Origin of the sequence: Escherichia sp. 93.0816, assembly GCF_013368855.2 — a bacterium.
Lineage (GTDB): Bacteria > Pseudomonadota > Gammaproteobacteria > Enterobacterales > Enterobacteriaceae > Escherichia > Escherichia ruysiae.
Genome location: NZ_JABWNC020000007.1, coordinates 43809 through 60666, shown reverse-complemented (window position 1 = coordinate 60666; position 16858 = coordinate 43809). Strand labels below are relative to the sequence as shown.

Sequence of the window (16858 nt, the reverse complement as noted above, 5' to 3'; positions counted from 1 at the left end):
CTTAGTGCTGGGCCGGGAACGGTGGCATGGTCAGGAAAGCGTAATATAGCGCCAACATCAGAATGATGGAGATAACACTGAATGTAGCAACCAGACGGGATGCTAATGATGGTCTTTTGAACATCATCCACAGTGCATAAGCAAACCCGACACCGTTAAGTAAAGGTAAAAAAATCATTAGCCAGAGCCAACCCCAGCCAAATACCCCCAGCCATCCAATCGCAACGATAAAAACAGGGAGCAGCCAATTGGGGGTGAAGATCGCCAGCAATCCCAGCAATGCCAGACAAACTGGAATTAAATAATCCATTTTTGCATTCCATTACGCTTACATGCCGTATACCAGATGCGGCGTAAACGCCTTATCCATTTTACAAACCAATTGCAAGCCGCAAAATTGAGCGCGATCGGTCCCCTCGCCCCTCAGGGGAGAGGGTTAGGGTGAGGGGAAAAGGCGGCATCGAAGCCAATCTGCCCTATCAACCACCTTTACGAATCAAATAGCGATAAGGCAGCCCATCCGTCTCTTTGGCGACCAGTTCGTGTTCCATAAAGGTACAAAACCCAGGAATATCGCGGGTCGTTGCCGGATCATCAGCAATAATCAGCAACGTTTCGCCAGGCTGCATATTGCGCACGGTTTTGCGCACCATCATCACTGGTTCCGGGCAGCGCAGGCCAAGAGCGTCAAGAGTGTGGTCAGGGCTGGAAAAGAGATCGGTCATTTTCTTCTCACCATATAAAAAAACGGCGCTAGTTTACGCCCTGTGAGTCCGTTAGCAAACCAGGTTAACGATTGCGTGAAAATTAACCATTGCATTGTCAACATAAAGCAGTATCATGCGGCGGCTCGAAAAAAGGGTAAGCACGTTATTATCTCACTATAAAATAACGTGTCGTACGTATTGGGTTCCCTCACCCCAATGGCTAATCAAAAAGGTACAATATGAACGCTTTCTCACAAACTCAACGCTATAAGGCGTTGTTCTGGTTATCGCTATTTCACCTGCTGGTGATCACCTCCAGTAACTATCTGGTACAGCTTCCAGTCTCCATTTTCGGTTTTCATACCACCTGGGGCGCGTTTAGCTTTCCGTTTATTTTCCTTGCTACCGACCTGACTGTACGTATTTTTGGCGCGCCGCTGGCTCGTCGCATCATCTTTGCGGTGATGATTCCCGCGTTGCTGATCTCCTACGTCATCTCATCACTGTTTTATATGGGTTCATGGCAGGGATTCGGCGCTCTCGCCCACTTCAACCTGTTTGTCGCCCGTATCGCTACCGCCAGCTTTATGGCCTACGCGCTGGGACAGATCCTCGACGTGCACGTTTTTAACCGCCTGCGTCAGAGTCGTCGCTGGTGGCTGGCTCCGACGGCTTCCACACTGTTTGGTAACGTCAGCGATACGCTGGCCTTCTTCTTCATTGCATTCTGGCGCAGCCCGGATGCCTTTATGGCTGAGCACTGGATGGAAATCGCGCTGGTTGATTACTGTTTCAAAGTGTTAATCAGTATCGTTTTCTTCCTGCCAATGTATGGCGTATTACTCAATATGCTATTGAAAAGACTGGCAGATAAATCTGAAATCAACGCTTTGCAGGCGAGTTAAAGGTTCGTTATCAGAGTTGTGATAAGATGGACGAATGAGCCGTTATGGCCGTTTATCGAAAGGAAGAAGTCAATGCGCAATCTGGTTAAATATGTCGGAATTGGCCTGCTGGTTATGGGGCTTGCGGCCTGTGATGATAAAGACACTAACGCTACGGCGCAGGGTTCGGTCGCAGAAAGTAACGCTACCGTGAATCCCGTCAACCTGCTTGATGGCAAGTTAAGTTTCTCGCTGCCAGCGGATATGACCGACCAGAGCGGTAAGCTGGGAACGCAGGCCAATAACATGCACGTCTGGTCCGACGCCACCGGGCAGAAAGCAGTCATCGTCATCATGGGCGATGACCCGAAAGAAGACCTGGCGGTGCTGGCGAAGCGTCTGGAAGATCAGCAACGTAGCCGTGATCCGCAGCTGCAAGTGGTGACCAACAAATCTATTGAGCTGAAAGGTCACAAAATGCAGCAGTTAGACAGCATTATCTCCGCGAAAGGCCAGACGGCGTACTCTTCCGTCATTCTGGGTAATGTGGGTAATCAACTGCTGACCATGCAAATCACGCTGCCTGCTGACGATCAGCAAAAAGCGCAGACCACCGCAGAAAACATCATTAATACGCTGGTTATTCAGTAAGTTTTAAGATGATGAGACGGTCTCTGGTACTTCCACCGGAGGCCGTTTTTTTAATCGCCACGTCAGCAATAACGCGATTGCTACCAGCCCCGCCGCTGCCAGATAAATCACCGGCACGCCCGCCCAACTCATCACCAGCCCAGCCAGTGGTCCGGTCACGCCCAGCGATAAATCCATAAACACAGTGTATGTTGCCAACGCCGCCCCCTGATTCTGCTGTGGCACCGCTTTTACCGCCACCACGCCCAGTGCCGGAAACACCAGCGAAAACCCAGCGCCAGCCAGCAAGACGCCGATTTTCGCCATCCACGGTACGGTGGCTACGCCAACCAATAGCAGGCCGATTATCTCAACGCTAAAGCAGATCATCGCCACATTTAAGCCGCCGATACGATTAATGCCATTAGGAAATAACAGTCGCGTACCGACAAACGCACAGCTAAACAGCGTCAGCGCGAAAGCCGCACCGTCCCAGCCCTTAGCATCATAAAACAGTGTGATAAAGGTGGCGATGACGCCAAACCCGGCGGAAGCCAGTGCCAGCACCATACCGTACAGCCAGACGCGCCCAAGCACCGCGCGAAACGGCAGTGGCTTGCCTTTGCTGGCTTTCACCGACGGACGCGGGATCGCCAACAAAATGGCCACCAGCGCCACGCCCATAATGATTAATGCCAGCGTCTGCAACCCGCCCCAGTGATAAAACAGCACGCCCAACGGCGCGCCCATCGCCATCGCCCCGTAAGTGACAATGCCGTTCCACGAAATCACCCGCCCGATATGCAGTGAGCCAACCACGCCAACGCCCCACAGTGTCGATCCGGTTCCGGCAAAACTTTGCCCAATGCCGAGGATCACGCGCCCCAGGCACAGTAATAACAGGCTGATGACGGGCAGACTGGCGGTTAATCCTGCGGTCAGATAGCCCAGCCCACTCAAAAAACAGCCACACAAACCGAAGACGACTATCTTTTTTGGCCCCAGCAAATCGGCGTAACGCCCGGCGTGAGGGCGACTCAGCAAGGTGGCGAAATATTGCAGGCTGATAACCAGCCCCGCCCAGAAGGCACTAAATCCCATCACATCATGGACATAGCCCGGCAATACGGCGAGCGGCAACCCGATGGTGAGGTAGTTGGCGAAGTTAAACATGACAATGGAGACAATGCGCAGGTTAAGACGCAATCCATTTAGCGCGGGTTCGGGCATGGGGATCACCACATTTTTACAACAGTGTTTCATTTTTACCACGGGCAGGCGTGGAAATCAGCAGTAAGAATCAGAATATTGCTGGCGTGACTCCCGCTACACTTAATACAAAAAGTCACAAGGAAGCCCCAATGGAAACCCCTCAACCGGATAAAACAGGAATGCATATACTGCTCAAGCTGGCCTCGCTGGTAGTGATCCTCGCCGGCATTCACGCAGCGGCAGATATCATTGTGCAACTGTTACTGGCGCTCTTTTTCGCCATCGTCCTCAACCCGCTGGTCACCTGGTTTATACGTCGTGGAGTACAACGCCCCGTTGCCATTACCATTGTGGTGGTGGTGATGCTGATAGCACTTACTGCGCTGGTCGGCGTGCTGGCGGCATCGTTTAACGAATTTATCTCTATGCTGCCGAAATTTAATAAGGAACTGACCCGTAAACTCTTTAAATTACAAGAGATGTTACCGTTTCTTAATCTGCATATGTCGCCAGAACGAATGCTCCAGCGGATGGATTCGGAAAAAGTTGTCGCCTTCACCACGGCGCTGATGACCGGGCTTTCCGGCGCAATGGCGAGCGTGCTTCTGCTAGTGATGACCGTAGTTTTTATGCTGTTTGAAGTGCGCCACGTGCCTTACAAAATGCGTTTTGCGTTGAATAATCCACAGATTCACATCGCCGGACTACACCGCGCCTTAAAAGGTGTTTCACACTATCTTGCATTGAAGACGCTGCTCAGTTTATGGACAGGCGTCATCGTCTGGCTGGGGTTGGCGCTAATGGGCGTACAGTTTGCGCTGATGTGGGCGGTACTGGCGTTTTTGCTCAACTACGTTCCCAATATTGGCGCGGTGATCTCCGCCGTGCCGCCAATGATTCAGGTGTTGCTGTTTAATGGCGTTTACGAATGTATTCTGGTTGGCGCACTGTTTTTAGTTGTCCATATGGTCATCGGCAATATTTTAGAGCCACGGATGATGGGGCATCGACTGGGGATGTCCACCATGGTGGTGTTTCTGTCGTTGTTGGTTTGGGGATGGTTACTCGGTCCGGTTGGTATGCTGCTTTCGGTGCCATTAACCAGCGTCTGTAAAATCTGGATGGAAACCACCAAAGGCGGCAGCAAACTGGCGATTTTACTGGGACCGGGACGACCGAAAAGTCGGTTACCGGGATGAGGCGACAAGTGATACGATACGCACTTTCCTTTTCCATTAAACGTTGGCTCTGATATGTATCGGATAGTTCTGGGGAAAGTTTCGACCTTAAGCGCAGTTCCACTGCCACCGGCTTTATGCGATCAAGCACCGCAAGGTCCACGACGCGAACGCTGGCTGGCGGGACGTGCATTGCTTTCACACGTGCTTTCTCCACTACCGGACATCATCTACGGTGAACAGGGCAAACCCGCATTCGCACCGGAAACCCCGCTGTGGTTCAACTTAAGTCATAGCGGTGACGATATCGCCCTGCTATTGAGCGATGAAGGCGAAGTTGGCTGCGATATCGAAGTGATTCGCCCGCGCGCTAACTGGCGCTGGCTGGCAAACGCGGTGTTCAGCCTCGGAGAACATGCTGAAATGGACGCCGTGCATCCTGATCAGCAACTGGAAATGTTCTGGCGCATCTGGACGCGCAAAGAAGCCATCGTTAAACAGCGCGGCGGCAGCGCCTGGCAAATTGTCAGCGTAGACAGCACCTACCAGTCATCGCTGTCTGTCAGCCATTGTCAGCTTGAAAATTTAAGTCTGGCAATCTGCACTCCTACCCCCTTTACGCTCACCACCGACGCGGTGCAATGGATAGATTCGCTTAACTGATCCGCCCATCCGACTGCCTATCTATTGATCCAGAACAGGTTATCAGTATGACGAATACTTAAAATCGTCATACTTGAAACCGATGACTCTACATGAGCGGGCGCAGTTTTCCCCGTTTTTAGGGAAGGTAGGGGGATTATCACCGTATTTTACCCTCACCCCAACCCTCTCCCTGAAAGGGAGAGGGGGCACACCGTGCAATGATTGGCTATTGCAGTTACAGTCACAAAAGCGCACGGATCGTCCCCTCGCCCCTTCGGGTAGAGGAGGCACACCGTGCAATGATTGGCGATTGCAGTTGCAGTCACAAAAGCGCACGGATCGTCCCCTCGCCCCTCTGGGGAGAGGGTTAGGGTGAGGGGAACAAACAGCACCGGGGCCGCGTATGCAGAGTCATTACCAGGTTTCAACATAGCGAATCGTCGCCATACTTATTTCGCCAACCATTTATCCATTGGGGCTACTATGTTCTCCACACTCCGCCGCATACTCATTGCGCTGCTAACTTGTGCCACCTTTTTCGCACATGCTGCCGCGCCAGATGAAATCACCACCGCCTGGCCGGTGAATGTCGGGCCACTGAATCCGCACCTTTACACACCGAACCAGATGTTCGCCCAGAGCATGGTTTATGAACCGCTGGTGAAATATCAGGCAGATGGTTCGGTGATCCCGTGGCTGGCAAAAAGCTGGACCCATTCGGAAGATGGCAAAACCTGGACTTTCACCCTGCGTGATGACGTGAAATTCTCCAACGGCGAACCATTTGATGCAGAGGCGGCGGCAGAAAACTTCCGTGCAGTGCTCGATAACCGTCAACGTCACGCCTGGCTGGAGCTGGCAAACCAGATTGTTGATGTCAAAGCACTCAGCAAAACCGGGCTGCAAATCACCCTGAAAAGCGCCTACTATCCTTTCCTGCAAGAGCTGTCCCTGCCCCGCCCTTTCCGCTTTATCGCCCCATCGCAGTTTAAAAACCATGAAACCATGAACGGGATTAAAGCGCCGATTGGCACCGGGCCGTGGGTTTTGCAGGAATCGAAACTGAATCAGTACGATGTCTTCGTCCGTAATGAAAACTACTGGGGCGAAAAGCCGGCGATTAAAAAGATCACCTTCAACGTGATCCCGGATCCGACCACCCGCGCGGTAGCTTTCGAAACCGGTGATATCGACCTGCTGTACGGTAACGAAGGGTTATTACCGCTCGATACCTTCGCCCGCTTTAGCCAGAATCCGGCTTACCATACCCAACTGTCACAGCCGATCGAAACCGTGATGCTGGCGCTCAATACTGCCAAAGCCCCCACCAACGAGCTGGCAGTGCGGGAAGCTCTTAATTACGCGGTAAACAAAAAATCGCTGATTGATAACGCGTTGTATGGCACCCAGCAGGTCGCCGACACCCTGTTTGCCCCTTCCGTGCCCTACGCTAATCTCGGCCTGAAGCCGCGCCAGTACGATCCGCAGAAAGCGAAAGAATTGCTGGAAAAAGCAGGCTGGACGCTGCCCGCCGGCAAAGATATCCGCGAGAAAAACGGTCAGCCGCTGCGCATTGAACTGTCGTTTATCGGCACCGATGCGTTAAGCAAATCAATGGCGGAAATCATTCAGGCCGATATGCGCCAGATTGGCGCTGATGTCTCGCTGATCGGCGAAGAAGAGAGCAGTATCTATGCTCGTCAACGCGACGGTCGTTTTGGCATGATTTTCCACCGTACCTGGGGAGCGCCTTACGATCCACACGCCTTTCTGAGTTCGATGCGCGTACCGTCGCACGCTGACTTCCAGGCTCAGCAAGGTTTAGCCGACAAGCCGCTGATTGATAAAGAGATCGGCGAAGTGCTGGCGACCCACGACGAAACACAACGTCAGGCACTGTATCGCGACATTCTGACCCGTCTGCATGACGAGGCGGTTTACCTGCCTATCAGTTACATCTCAATGATGGTGGTATCAAAACCGGAGCTGGGTAACATCCCCTACGCGCCGATCGCCACCGAAATTCCGTTCGAACAGATTAAACCGGTGAAACCTTAATGTTGCGTTACGTATTACGCCGCTTTCTGCTGCTGATCCCGATGGTGCTCGCCGCCTCGGTGATTATTTTTCTGATGCTGCGCCTCGGTACCGGCGACCCGGCGCTCGATTATTTGCGTCTGTCTAACCTGCCGCCGACGCCGGAGATGCTGGCCTCTACCCGCACCATGCTGGGACTGGATCAGCCGCTGTACGTCCAGTACGGCACCTGGTTGTGGAAGGCGCTGCATCTTGACTTTGGTATCTCATTCGCCAGCCAACGCCCGGTACTGGACGATATGCTGAACTTCCTGCCCGCCACGCTGGAGCTTGCAGGTGCGGCGCTGGTATTAATTCTGCTCACTTCCGTACCGCTCGGTATCTGGGCGGCGCGCCATCGCGACCGTCTGCCGGATTTCGCCGTACGTTTCATCGCGTTTCTCGGCGTCTCAATGCCTAACTTCTGGCTGGCGTTTTTACTGGTAATGGCGTTTTCAGTGTATCTGCAATGGCTGCCCGCGATGGGTTACGGCGGTTGGCAGCACATCATTTTGCCGGCGGTTTCCATCGCCTTTATGTCGCTGGCGATTAACGCGCGACTGCTGCGCGCCAGTATGCTGGACGTCGCAGGTCAGCGTCACGTCACCTGGGCGCGGCTGCGCGGTTTGAACGACAAACAGACCGAACGCCGTCACATCCTGCGCAATGCCTCGCTGCCGATGATCACCGCCGTGGGGATGCACATCGGCGAACTGATCGGCGGGACGATGATTATCGAAAACATCTTTGCCTGGCCGGGCGTCGGGCGCTATGCGGTATCGGCGATTTTCAACCGCGACTATCCGGTGATTCAATGCTTTACGCTGATGATGGTGGTGGTTTTTGTGGTCTGTAATTTGATTGTCGATTTGCTCAACGCTGCGCTGGACCCGCGCATTCGTCGTCATGAAGGAGCGCACGCGTGAATTTTTTCCTCTCTTCCCGCTGGTCGGTACGCCTGGCGCTGATCATTATCGCCCTGCTGGCGCTGATTGCGCTCACCAGCCAGTGGTGGCTGCCGTATGACCCACAGGCGATTGATCTGCCGTCGCGCCTGCTCTCGCCGGATGCGCAGCACTGGCTGGGCACCGATCACTTAGGGCGTGATATTTTCTCGCGGCTGATGGCGGCGACCCGCGTGTCGCTCGGCTCGGTAATGGCCTGCCTGCTGCTGGTGCTGACATTAGGGCTGGTCATTGGCGGTAGTGCGGGGCTGATTGGCGGGCGTGTCGATCAGGCCACCATGCGCGTCGCCGATATGTTTATGACCTTCCCGACCTCGATTCTGTCGTTCTTTATGGTTGGCGTGCTCGGCACCGGGTTAACCAACGTCATTATCGCCATCGCCCTGTCGCACTGGGCGTGGTATGCGCGCATGGTGCGAAGCCTGGTGATTTCGCTGCGCCAGCGCGAGTTTGTGCTGGCATCACGGCTTTCTGGCGCGGGGCATGTGCGGGTGTTTGTTGATCATCTGGCAGGCGCGGTGATCCCCTCGCTGCTGGTGCTGGCGACGCTGGATATCGGCCATATGATGCTGCACGTCGCGGGGATGTCCTTCCTCGGCCTCGGCGTGACCGCGCCGACCGCCGAATGGGGCGTGATGATTAACGACGCGCGTCAGTATATCTGGACTCAGCCGCTGCAAATGTTCTGGCCGGGGCTGGCGCTGTTTATCAGCGTGATGGCCTTTAACCTGGTGGGTGACGCACTGCGCGATCATCTGGACCCTCATCTGGTGACGGAGCACGCACACTAATGCCACAACAGATTGAACTACGTAATATCGCGCTACAGGCCACGCAGCCGCTGGTGCACGGCGTATCGTTAACCCTGCAACGCGGGCGAGTGCTGGCGTTAGTTGGTGGTAGCGGCAGTGGGAAATCATTAACCTGCGCCGCTGCGCTGGGCATTCTGCCCGCAGGCGTTCGCCAGACGGCGGGGGAAATTTTAGCCGATGGCAAGCCGGTTTCGCCTTGTGCGCTACGCGGGATAAAAATTGCCACCATCATGCAGAACCCGCGCAGCGCCTTTAATCCGCTGCACACCATGCACACCCACGCGCGGGAAACCTGCCTGGCGCTGGGGAAACCCGCCGATGACGCCACGCTTACCGCTGCCATAGAAGCAGTGGGGCTGGAAAACGCCGCGCGCGTGCTTAAGCTGTACCCGTTCGAGATGAGCGGCGGTATGTTGCAGCGCATGATGATTGCGATGGCGGTGCTGTGTGAATCGCCGTTTATCATCGCCGATGAACCGACCACCGACCTTGATGTAGTAGCGCAGGCGCGCATCCTCGATCTGCTGGAAAGCATTATGCAAAAACAAGCGCCGGGGATGCTGCTGGTCACCCATGATATGGGCGTTGTGGCGCGTCTGGCGGATGACGTGGCTGTGATGTCACACGGTAAGATTGTCGAACAGGGCGATGTAGAAACGCTGTTTAACGCCCCCAAACATACGGTGACGCGCAGCCTGGTTTCCGCTCATCTCGCCCTCTACGGTATGGAGCTGGCATCATGACTTTACTTAACGTCTCCGACCTTTCCCATCACTATGCCCACGGTGGATTTAGCGGAAAACATCAACATCAGACGGTGCTGAATAACGTTTCCCTGACCCTGAAAAGCGGTGAAACCGTCGCCCTGCTGGGACGCAGCGGCTGCGGAAAAAGCACCCTCGCGCGGCTACTGGTAGGCTTAGAATTGCCCTCACAAGGGAATATTAGCTGGCGCGGCGAACCGCTGGCGAAACTCAATCGCGCCCAGCGTAAAGCGTTCCGCCGCGATATTCAGATGGTATTTCAGGACTCCATCAGCGCCGTGAATCCGCGCAAAACCGTGCGCGAGATCCTGCGTGAACCGATGCGCCACCTGCTATCACTGAAAAAATCCGAACAACTGGCGCGCGCCAGCGAAATGTTGCGCGCGGTCGATCTCGACGACAGCGTGCTCGACAAACGCCCACCGCAGTTAAGCGGTGGCCAGCTCCAGCGCGTCTGCCTGGCGCGCGCACTGGCGGTCGAACCGAAACTGCTGATTCTGGATGAAGCGGTTTCTAACCTTGATCTCGTATTACAGGCGGGCGTCATTCGTCTACTGAAAAAGCTGCAACAACAGTTTGGCACCGCCTGCCTGTTCATCACCCACGACTTACGCCTGGTGGAACGCTTTTGCCAGCGGGTGATGGTGATGGACAACGGGCAAATCGTCGAAACCCAGGTGGTGGGAGATAAATTAACCTTTTCCTCTGACGCCGGACGTGTGCTACAAAACGCGGTATTACCCGCATTCCCCGTGCGCCGTCGCGCCACTGAAAAGGTTTAACGCAAATGCAACGAGTCACCATCACGCTTGATGACGATTTACTGGAGACGCTGGACAGCCTGAGCCAGCGCCGTGGCTATAACAACCGTTCCGAAGCTATCCGCGATATTCTGCGTAGCGCCCTGGCCCAGGAAGCTACCCAGCAGCACGGCACGCAAGGTTTCGCAGTGCTGTCGTATGTGTATGAACACGAAAAACGCGACTTAGCCAGCCGTATTGTCTCTACGCAGCATCATCACCACGATCTCTCGGTCGCCACGCTGCATGTGCACATTAATCACGACGACTGTCTGGAAATCGCCGTGCTGAAAGGCGACATGGGCGACGTGCAGCATTTTGCCGATGACGTTATCGCCCAGCGCGGCGTGCGGCACGGGCATTTACAGTGCCTGCCGAAGGAAGATTGAGTTATTTCTGAAACGCGGAAAGAAAAGATATTAACTGAACTTAATTTATAAAATTAAGTTCAGTTGCATAGATAGATCCTGTAAAGGCAGATGTTCTGCGTAATGAACACAGCTAAAATTTATAAATGATTCAAACGCTCATTCAGCGTTTCAATAATATAGGTATTAACAGAGACTTGTTGCTGCGCAGCCGCATTATTAAGGCGTTCACTCAGCGATTCTGGATAGCGTAACGTAAAGGTCTTAATCTTTTCTGTACGCGCATAAGGCTCAATACCCGCAGCTTTACAATCCTCAAGATACTCTCGCAGGGAAAGCTCCCCTTCTTTTTGCAGCCCCTGAATACTGTCAGAGACAAAATCACAATAACCTGACAAGCCCAGGAATTTGCCACGAAATGCATTCAGCTCCGGCACGTAGGTGATAACAGCAGGTTGCCCGGCAATCTCCATAGAGTTTGGCGTCTTCAGTTTGATCATGGTTTTACCCCTATACTTAGTAACCAGTCACGCACGCTTTCTACAGCGCCTTTATCGGTATCTGGCGACGGATGAGGCCGATGGAAACACGCAACGCTCATATTTAGTATGAACTTACAACGCGAGCCTCTTCCTTCCTTAATTTCTCCGCCTAATGCTTTAACCAGTGACTCTATATCAGTCCATTTGATTCCTTGAGGCACAGGTGATTTAAATATTTGATCCAATGTATTTTTTTGTTTCTTCCGTAAAGCCTGTACCTGAGTTCTCATGGCATGTCCTTATGACTTCACTTTATGACATCAATAGTATGACATCACAATATGAAGTCAAGTTTCCCTTCCTTACGCCATTGTCCCAATCGTCTTCCTGAATCGCAGCAGTGCGATGGTGAAAAACGCGCCGCCTATCGCCATTAGCGTCAGGAACTGCGGCCAGACGATTTCGAATCCGGCACCACGGTAGAGAATGGCCTGCGCGAGGCTAACAAAGTGTGTCGTCGGCATGGTCAGCATAATGTCCTGCACCATCTGCGGCATACTTTCGCGAGGCGTGGAGCCACCGGAAAGCATTTGCAGCGGCAGCAGCACCAGAATCACCAGCAGCCCCAGTTGCGGCATTGAGCGCGCTATCGTCCCCATAAAAATACCGATTGACGTGGTGGCAAACAGACTGAGCGCCACGCCCAGCATAAACAGCGGGATCGAGCCTTCTATCGGTACGCCCAGCACGCCTTTTACCATCAGCACCAGCGATAATCCCGACACCACCAGCACCACCAGCCCCATCGACCAGACCTTCGCCATCATGATCTCAAACGGCGTTATCGGCATCACCAGTAAGTGTTCCACCGTGCCGTGTTCACGCTCGCGGATCAGCGCCGATCCGGTCAGCACAATCGCCAGCATGGTAATGTTGTTGATGATCGCCATCACCCCGCCAAACCACGCGGGATCGAGGTTCGGGTTAAAGCGCATTCGGGTTTCCAGCGATACCAACGGTTCGCTGTTATCACGGTAGCGCGCGATAAAGCTGTTCACTTCACTGTTGATAATATTCTGGATATACCCGTTGCCGGTAAATGCCTGGCTCATGCGCGTGGCATCGACGTTCACCTGAATATCCGGCTGGCGTCCGGCGAGGACATCACGCTGAAAATTAGGCGGAATATTTATCGCGAAGGTATAGCGCCCGGCGTCCAGCCCGGCATCCATCTCATCGGCGGTGATCATCTCCGGCGGCAAAAACCACGGGCGGTAGAAACTGTTAACGATCCGGTTCGACAACTGCGATTGATCCATATCGGCAATGGCGATCGGCGCCAGGTTCAACGATCCTGGCGTAACGGTCGCTGACGAATACACCGACACCGTAAACGAGAAGACAATCAACGTCAGCATCGCTTTATCACCGAGCAGACTGCGCAATTCTTTGATACCCAGATTAAAAATATTGCGTAAATGGCGCATCATCCCTCCTGTTTTTTCAGCAGCAGGATACTTAAGCCCATCACCAGCGGGATGGCTATCAGCAACGGGATAAAAAGTTGCCACAAATCAGTCAGATCCAGCGCCTTCGAGAACGTTCCGCGGGCGATAGTCAGAAAATGACTGGTCGGGTAAACCTCGCCGATCCAACGTCCAGGCCCTTCCAGCGAAGCTACCGGATCGATCATCCCGGAAAACTGTGTCGCCGGGATCAACGTGATAATCGCCGTTCCGAAAATGGCGGCAATCTGGCTTTTCATAAAGGTGGAGATCAGCAGCCCCATTCCGGTGGCAATGATGATATACAGCAGCGCCGCCAGGGTGAGCGTCAGGAAACTGCCTTTATGCGGTACGCCAAACACAAACACCGACAAGGCGCAGAGCAGGAAAAAGTTCAGCATCCCCAGCGCGATGTACGGCAGCTGTTTGCCAAGCAAAAACTCGCTACGGGTGGTGGGGGTCACGTAAAGGTTGATAATCGACCCTAGCTCTTTTTCCCGCACCACGCTAAGGGCGCTTAGCATTGACGGGATCATCATCAGCAGAAGCGGGATCACCGCCGGAACAATCGCTGGCAGGCTTTTTACATCCGGGTTATAGCGGTAGCGCGTCTCAATATTCATCAGCCCGCTTTGGCTGGCGGGCGTCGATTGCCGACTTGCCACATCCTGAAGCCAACTCTGGTGCATTGCCTGCACGTAACCTTTTACCGTTTCGGCACGACTGGGCATCGCTCCGTCGATCCAGACGCCGAGTTCCACAGGCGTACCGCGCGCGATATCTCGCCCGAAATTGGGTGGGATCTCAATCGCCACCGTGATATCGCCCGCACGCATTCGGCGGTCAAGCTCGTCATAACTGGTGAGCGGCGGCTGTTCGATAAAGTAACGGGAACCGGAGAGATTGAGCGTCCACGCCTGGCTACTGACGGTCTGGTCGCGGTCGAGCACCGCAAAGCGCAGGTTTTCCACATCCATACTGATGCCATAGCCCATTATCAGCATCAGGATCACCGTTCCCATCAGCGCCAGCGTCGAACGAACCGGATCGCGGCGCAGTTCCAGTGCTTCACGGCGGCTGTAGCTGAACAGACGGCGCAGGCTAAATCCCTGACGCGGCGCGTGGGTGGTGTCGTGTACCACGGGCGGCGCTTCGGTTTCGTTGCTCTGCCCCGCCGCTTCCTGCAAACAGGCGATAAATGCCTCTTCCAGACTGGCGGCTCCGCGTTTCTCAACCAGTTCCTGCGGTGTACCGCTGGCGAGCACTTTTCCGGCGTGCATCAGCGAGATACGGTCGCAGCGTTCCGCTTCGTTCATAAAGTGGGTGGAGATGAAAATGGTCACTTTGTCCTGGCGCGAGAGATCCACCATCAACTGCCAGAACATATCCCTCGCCACCGGATCGACGCCAGAAGTAGGCTCATCGAGGATTAACATCTCCGGGCGATGAATCACCGCTACCGCCAGTGAAAGCCGCTGACGAATGCCGAGCGGCAATGACTCAGGCAGCACATCTTCAACGTCGTTGAGCTTAAAGCGCTCGCTCATTTCAGCAACTCGCGCGGGAATTTCCGCTTCCGGAATGTGAAACAAACGGGCATGTAACTCCAGGTTTTGCCGCACGGTGAGTTCGTTATAGAGCGAAAACGCCTGCGACATATAGCCCACCCGACGGCGAGTATCGATATCTTTTGGATCAACCGGTTGCCCAAACAGCCACGCCTCACCTTCGCTGGCGGGCAGCAGTCCGGTAAGCATTTTCATGGTGGTGGATTTACCGCAGCCGTTCGAACCGAGGAAGCCAAAAATCTCCCCGCGTGGAATGCGGAAATTGACGTGATCAACGGCAACGAAGGAACCAAAACGCATGGTCAGATCGCGCGCTTCGATGGCAATCTCTGCGTTTTCAGGTTGATACGGTGGGATCACTACCGCCTGATGCGCCTGGCGTTGCGCTTGCGGTAACAGATTAATAAATGCTTCTTCCAGCGTGGCGCTTTGTGTTTGCTGACGCAGTTCTTCGGCGCTACCGGTCGCCAGCACTTCTCCGGCATTCATCGCCACCAGCCAGTCGAAGCGTTCGGCTTCTTCCATATAGGCGGTGGCGACCAGCACGCTCATATTGCTCTGCCGCTGGCGAATACTGTCGATGAGATCCCAGAACTGAGCGCGAGAGAGCGGGTCAACCCCCGTCGTTGGCTCATCAAGAATCAACAATTCCGGGTCGTGGATTAACGCACAGCATAGTCCAAGTTTTTGCTTCATCCCGCCGGAGAGCTTTCCCGCCGGACGATCGCGAAACGGTGCTAACCCGGTGCTGGTCAGCAGCTCATTAATTCGGACTTCCCGCTCCGCTTTGTCGTGGCCAAACAGGCGGGCGAAAAAATCGACGTTTTCATACACCGACAAGGTGTGGTAGAGATTTTTTCCCAGCCCCTGCGGCATCCAGGCGATACGCGGGCAGACGTCGCGGCGATGCTTCGGGTCGCGCATATCGCCGCCCAATACCATCACGTTGCCCCGCTCAATGACGCGGGCACCGGAAATCAGCGATAACAAACTCGACTTCCCGACGCCGTCCGGGCCAATCAGCCCAACCATGCAGCGAGCCGGAATATCGAGAGTGATATTGTTCAGCGCAACGGTCTTTCCATAATGCTGGCTCACGCCCGCCAGTTGCGCGACAGGCGGAACGGGAACCAGTTCCAGATGCGTCATTGCGGCAACCTCACCACCAGGTCTTCAGGCCACGGACGTTCTTCGTTCACCCGCACCCACGCCACGCCCGGCAAACCGGTTTTGACATATTCCAGATGCTGCTGGAGTAATTCCGGTGGGATACGCGCTTTGACGCGGAACATCAGTTTCAGTCGTTCATCGCTGGTTTCGACGGTTTTTGGCGTGAACTGGGCGACGCTGGCGACAAAACTGATAGTCGCAGGAATACGCAGATCTGGCGCGGCATCGAGGATCAGCCGTGCTTCGCCGCCTAGTTTCAGTGTGCCCGCCTGTTCGGTTGGCAGGAAGAAGGTCATATAAACGTCGCTCAGATCGACCATATTCAGCACCCGACCGCCTGCCGCCAGCACTTCGCCTGGCTCAGCAACCCGATACTGCACGCGTCCATCGCGCGGGGCTTTTAGCTCACTATCGTCGATATCTGCGGCGATACGCCGTTCAGTGGCTTGCGCAGCTTCTACACGAGTTTGTGCCTGAATGATATTGGTACGTGCCGCTTCAATAGCGGCTTTAGAAGCTGAAACCTGGGCTTTTGCCGACTCCAGCGCAGCACGGGCGCTTTCGGCGGCGGCGCGGTCGTCATCCAGTTGTTGCGCAGAAATAGCTCCACGATGGGCGAGCGAGCGGGAACGCGTATGACGTTTTGCTACGGAGTCCAGTTCGGCCTGGCGTTGATTAACCAGTGACTGTGCGGCACGAGTTTCACTTTGCCGCTGTTCCAGCAAAGCCTGCGCGGCGGCAACGGCACTTTGCGCCTCTTTGATTTGCGCGATGGCTTCCAGTCGCTGCTCCTGCAACACACGAGTGTCCATCTTCGCCAGCACTTCGCCTTCGCGGACAAACTGCCCCTCTTTCACCAGAATGGTGTCGATACGCCCGGCAATTTTACTGGCGATATCCACTTCCGTCGCTTCAATGCGACCATTACTGACGGCAAAACCCTCCGGTACACCTGCCGGACGCAATAACCACCACGCCAGGACGGCAGCAACCGCCAGTAACCCTACAACCCACCACGCCAGATGGCGCTTAATCTTATCCATAATCGACCCGCCATAATCCCTGTAAGTAAACGGCGCGTGTTACAGCAGC

The 16858-nt window shown here is 54.5% G+C and carries 18 protein-coding genes; 10 read left to right on the top strand and 8 right to left on the bottom strand.

Annotated elements, in window-relative coordinates; translation table 11 throughout:
* Window position 1: 1 nt before the first annotated feature.
* Together HEM79_RS10185 and tusA are read right to left on the bottom strand one after the other, a co-directional pair.
* Window positions 2-310, bottom strand: a complete 309-nt coding sequence (locus HEM79_RS10185) for a hypothetical protein (protein WP_176241359.1) — start codon at window positions 308-310, stop codon at window positions 2-4.
* Between the two features lie 169 nt (window positions 311-479).
* Window positions 480-725: a sulfurtransferase TusA gene (gene tusA / locus HEM79_RS10180; RefSeq protein WP_000130621.1), complete on the bottom strand. Its 246-nt coding sequence runs from the start codon at window positions 723-725 to the stop codon at window positions 480-482.
* Between the two features lie 221 nt (window positions 726-946).
* Between tusA and HEM79_RS10175 the strand changes: the two genes are divergently transcribed.
* A complete protein-coding gene (locus HEM79_RS10175) occupies window positions 947-1612 on the top strand; it encodes a 7-cyano-7-deazaguanine/7-aminomethyl-7-deazaguanine transporter (RefSeq protein WP_000991081.1) in 666 nt (221 codons plus the stop codon).
* A 72-nt stretch (window positions 1613-1684) separates the two neighbouring features.
* Window positions 1685-2242, top strand: coding sequence for a phage sensitivity protein DcrB (dcrB, locus tag HEM79_RS10170; RefSeq protein ID WP_001245301.1), 558 nt, complete (start codon window positions 1685-1687; stop codon window positions 2240-2242).
* 3 nt (window positions 2243-2245) lie between these two features.
* On the opposite strand, the gene HEM79_RS10165 is transcribed toward dcrB, so the two are convergent.
* The gene (locus HEM79_RS10165; RefSeq protein ID WP_176241358.1) at window positions 2246-3484 is read right to left on the bottom strand and encodes an MFS transporter; all 1239 of its coding nucleotides are present in this window, start codon (window positions 3482-3484) and stop codon (window positions 2246-2248) included.
* 98 nt (window positions 3485-3582) lie between these two features.
* Here HEM79_RS10165 and HEM79_RS10160 point away from each other — a divergent pair, with 98 nt between their 5' ends.
* The 8 genes from HEM79_RS10160 (at window position 3583) to nikR (ending at window position 11062) form a co-directional block, all read left to right on the top strand.
* The gene (locus HEM79_RS10160) at window positions 3583-4632 is read left to right on the top strand and encodes an AI-2E family transporter (protein WP_016158904.1); all 1050 of its coding nucleotides are present in this window, start codon (window positions 3583-3585) and stop codon (window positions 4630-4632) included.
* Between the two features lie 54 nt (window positions 4633-4686).
* On the top strand, window positions 4687-5274 hold the full coding sequence (acpT, locus tag HEM79_RS10155) for a 4'-phosphopantetheinyl transferase AcpT (protein ID WP_176241357.1): 588 nt from the start codon (window positions 4687-4689) through the stop codon (window positions 5272-5274).
* A gap of 465 nt (window positions 5275-5739) precedes the next feature.
* Window positions 5740-7314: a nickel ABC transporter substrate-binding protein gene (nikA, locus tag HEM79_RS10150; RefSeq protein ID WP_176241356.1), complete on the top strand. Its 1575-nt coding sequence runs from the start codon at window positions 5740-5742 to the stop codon at window positions 7312-7314.
* Window positions 7314-8258 carry a nickel ABC transporter permease subunit NikB gene (gene nikB / locus HEM79_RS10145; RefSeq protein ID WP_000947068.1) on the top strand — a complete coding sequence of 315 codons (945 nt, stop codon included), beginning with the start codon at window positions 7314-7316 and terminating at the stop codon, window positions 8256-8258. Before nikA ends, nikB begins: the two co-directional genes overlap by 1 nt.
* Window positions 8255-9088: a nickel ABC transporter permease subunit NikC gene (gene nikC / locus HEM79_RS10140; protein WP_001008963.1), complete on the top strand. Its 834-nt coding sequence runs from the start codon at window positions 8255-8257 to the stop codon at window positions 9086-9088. The genes nikB and nikC overlap by 4 nt, the downstream gene beginning before the upstream one ends.
* Entirely contained in the window at window positions 9088-9852 is a 765-nt protein-coding gene (gene nikD, locus HEM79_RS10135; protein ID WP_176241355.1) for a nickel import ATP-binding protein NikD, read from the top strand. Before nikC ends, nikD begins: the two co-directional genes overlap by 1 nt.
* Window positions 9849-10655, top strand: coding sequence for a nickel import ATP-binding protein NikE (gene nikE / locus HEM79_RS10130; RefSeq protein ID WP_016158900.1), 807 nt, complete (start codon window positions 9849-9851; stop codon window positions 10653-10655). Before nikD ends, nikE begins: the two co-directional genes overlap by 4 nt.
* Window positions 10656-10660: 5 nt before the next feature.
* Complete coding sequence (nikR, locus tag HEM79_RS10125; RefSeq protein ID WP_001190062.1) at window positions 10661-11062, top strand: nickel-responsive transcriptional regulator NikR; 402 nt, start codon at window positions 10661-10663, stop codon at window positions 11060-11062.
* Between the two features lie 119 nt (window positions 11063-11181).
* On the opposite strand, the gene HEM79_RS10120 is transcribed toward nikR, so the two are convergent.
* The 5 genes from HEM79_RS10120 to HEM79_RS10100 form a co-directional block, all read right to left on the bottom strand.
* Complete coding sequence (locus tag HEM79_RS10120) at window positions 11182-11541, bottom strand: type II toxin-antitoxin system HicB family antitoxin (RefSeq protein ID WP_000593555.1); 360 nt, start codon at window positions 11539-11541, stop codon at window positions 11182-11184.
* On the bottom strand, window positions 11538-11813 hold the full coding sequence (locus tag HEM79_RS10115) for a type II toxin-antitoxin system HicA family toxin (RefSeq protein ID WP_176241354.1): 276 nt from the start codon (window positions 11811-11813) through the stop codon (window positions 11538-11540). The genes HEM79_RS10120 and HEM79_RS10115 overlap by 4 nt, the downstream gene beginning before the upstream one ends.
* 72 nt (window positions 11814-11885) lie before the next feature.
* Window positions 11886-13010 carry an ABC transporter permease gene (locus HEM79_RS10110; RefSeq protein ID WP_176241353.1) on the bottom strand — a complete coding sequence of 375 codons (1125 nt, stop codon included), beginning with the start codon at window positions 13008-13010 and terminating at the stop codon, window positions 11886-11888.
* Window positions 13010-15745, bottom strand: a complete 2736-nt coding sequence (gene rbbA / locus HEM79_RS10105) for a ribosome-associated ATPase/putative transporter RbbA (RefSeq protein ID WP_176241352.1) — start codon at window positions 15743-15745, stop codon at window positions 13010-13012. Before rbbA ends, HEM79_RS10110 begins: the two co-directional genes overlap by 1 nt.
* Window positions 15742-16809 (bottom strand): HlyD family secretion protein, encoded by a 1068-nt coding sequence (locus HEM79_RS10100; protein ID WP_000357899.1) that lies wholly within the window; start codon window positions 16807-16809, stop codon window positions 15742-15744. Before HEM79_RS10100 ends, rbbA begins: the two co-directional genes overlap by 4 nt.
* Between the last annotated feature and the right edge of the window lie 49 nt (window positions 16810-16858).

Excerpts from the sequence above, each read along its gene's own strand:
- HEM79_RS10115 (WP_176241354.1), bottom strand. The coding sequence starts at position 11,813 with ATGAGAACTCAGGTACAGGCTTTACGGAAGAAACAAAAAAATACATTG.
- HEM79_RS10175 (WP_000991081.1), top strand. The coding sequence starts at position 947 with ATGAACGCTTTCTCACAAACTCAACGCTATAAGGCGTTGTTCTGGTTA.
- acpT (WP_176241357.1), top strand. The coding sequence starts at position 4,687 with ATGTATCGGATAGTTCTGGGGAAAGTTTCGACCTTAAGCGCAGTTCCA.
- rbbA (WP_176241352.1), bottom strand. The coding sequence starts at position 15,745 with ATGACGCATCTGGAACTGGTTCCCGTTCCGCCTGTCGCGCAACTGGCG.
- nikB (WP_000947068.1), top strand. The coding sequence starts at position 7,314 with ATGTTGCGTTACGTATTACGCCGCTTTCTGCTGCTGATCCCGATGGTG.
- HEM79_RS10100 (WP_000357899.1), bottom strand. The coding sequence starts at position 16,809 with ATGGATAAGATTAAGCGCCATCTGGCGTGGTGGGTTGTAGGGTTACTG.
- tusA (WP_000130621.1), bottom strand. The coding sequence starts at position 725 with ATGACCGATCTCTTTTCCAGCCCTGACCACACTCTTGACGCTCTTGGC.
- nikA (WP_176241356.1), top strand. The coding sequence starts at position 5,740 with ATGTTCTCCACACTCCGCCGCATACTCATTGCGCTGCTAACTTGTGCC.
- nikE (WP_016158900.1), top strand. The coding sequence starts at position 9,849 with ATGACTTTACTTAACGTCTCCGACCTTTCCCATCACTATGCCCACGGT.
- nikR (WP_001190062.1), top strand. The coding sequence starts at position 10,661 with ATGCAACGAGTCACCATCACGCTTGATGACGATTTACTGGAGACGCTG.
- nikD (WP_176241355.1), top strand. The coding sequence starts at position 9,088 with ATGCCACAACAGATTGAACTACGTAATATCGCGCTACAGGCCACGCAG.
- dcrB (WP_001245301.1), top strand. The coding sequence starts at position 1,685 with ATGCGCAATCTGGTTAAATATGTCGGAATTGGCCTGCTGGTTATGGGG.
- HEM79_RS10185 (WP_176241359.1), bottom strand. The coding sequence starts at position 310 with ATGGATTATTTAATTCCAGTTTGTCTGGCATTGCTGGGATTGCTGGCG.
- HEM79_RS10165 (WP_176241358.1), bottom strand. The coding sequence starts at position 3,484 with ATGAAACACTGTTGTAAAAATGTGGTGATCCCCATGCCCGAACCCGCG.
- HEM79_RS10110 (WP_176241353.1), bottom strand. The coding sequence starts at position 13,010 with ATGCGCCATTTACGCAATATTTTTAATCTGGGTATCAAAGAATTGCGC.
- HEM79_RS10120 (WP_000593555.1), bottom strand. The coding sequence starts at position 11,541 with ATGATCAAACTGAAGACGCCAAACTCTATGGAGATTGCCGGGCAACCT.
- HEM79_RS10160 (WP_016158904.1), top strand. The coding sequence starts at position 3,583 with ATGGAAACCCCTCAACCGGATAAAACAGGAATGCATATACTGCTCAAG.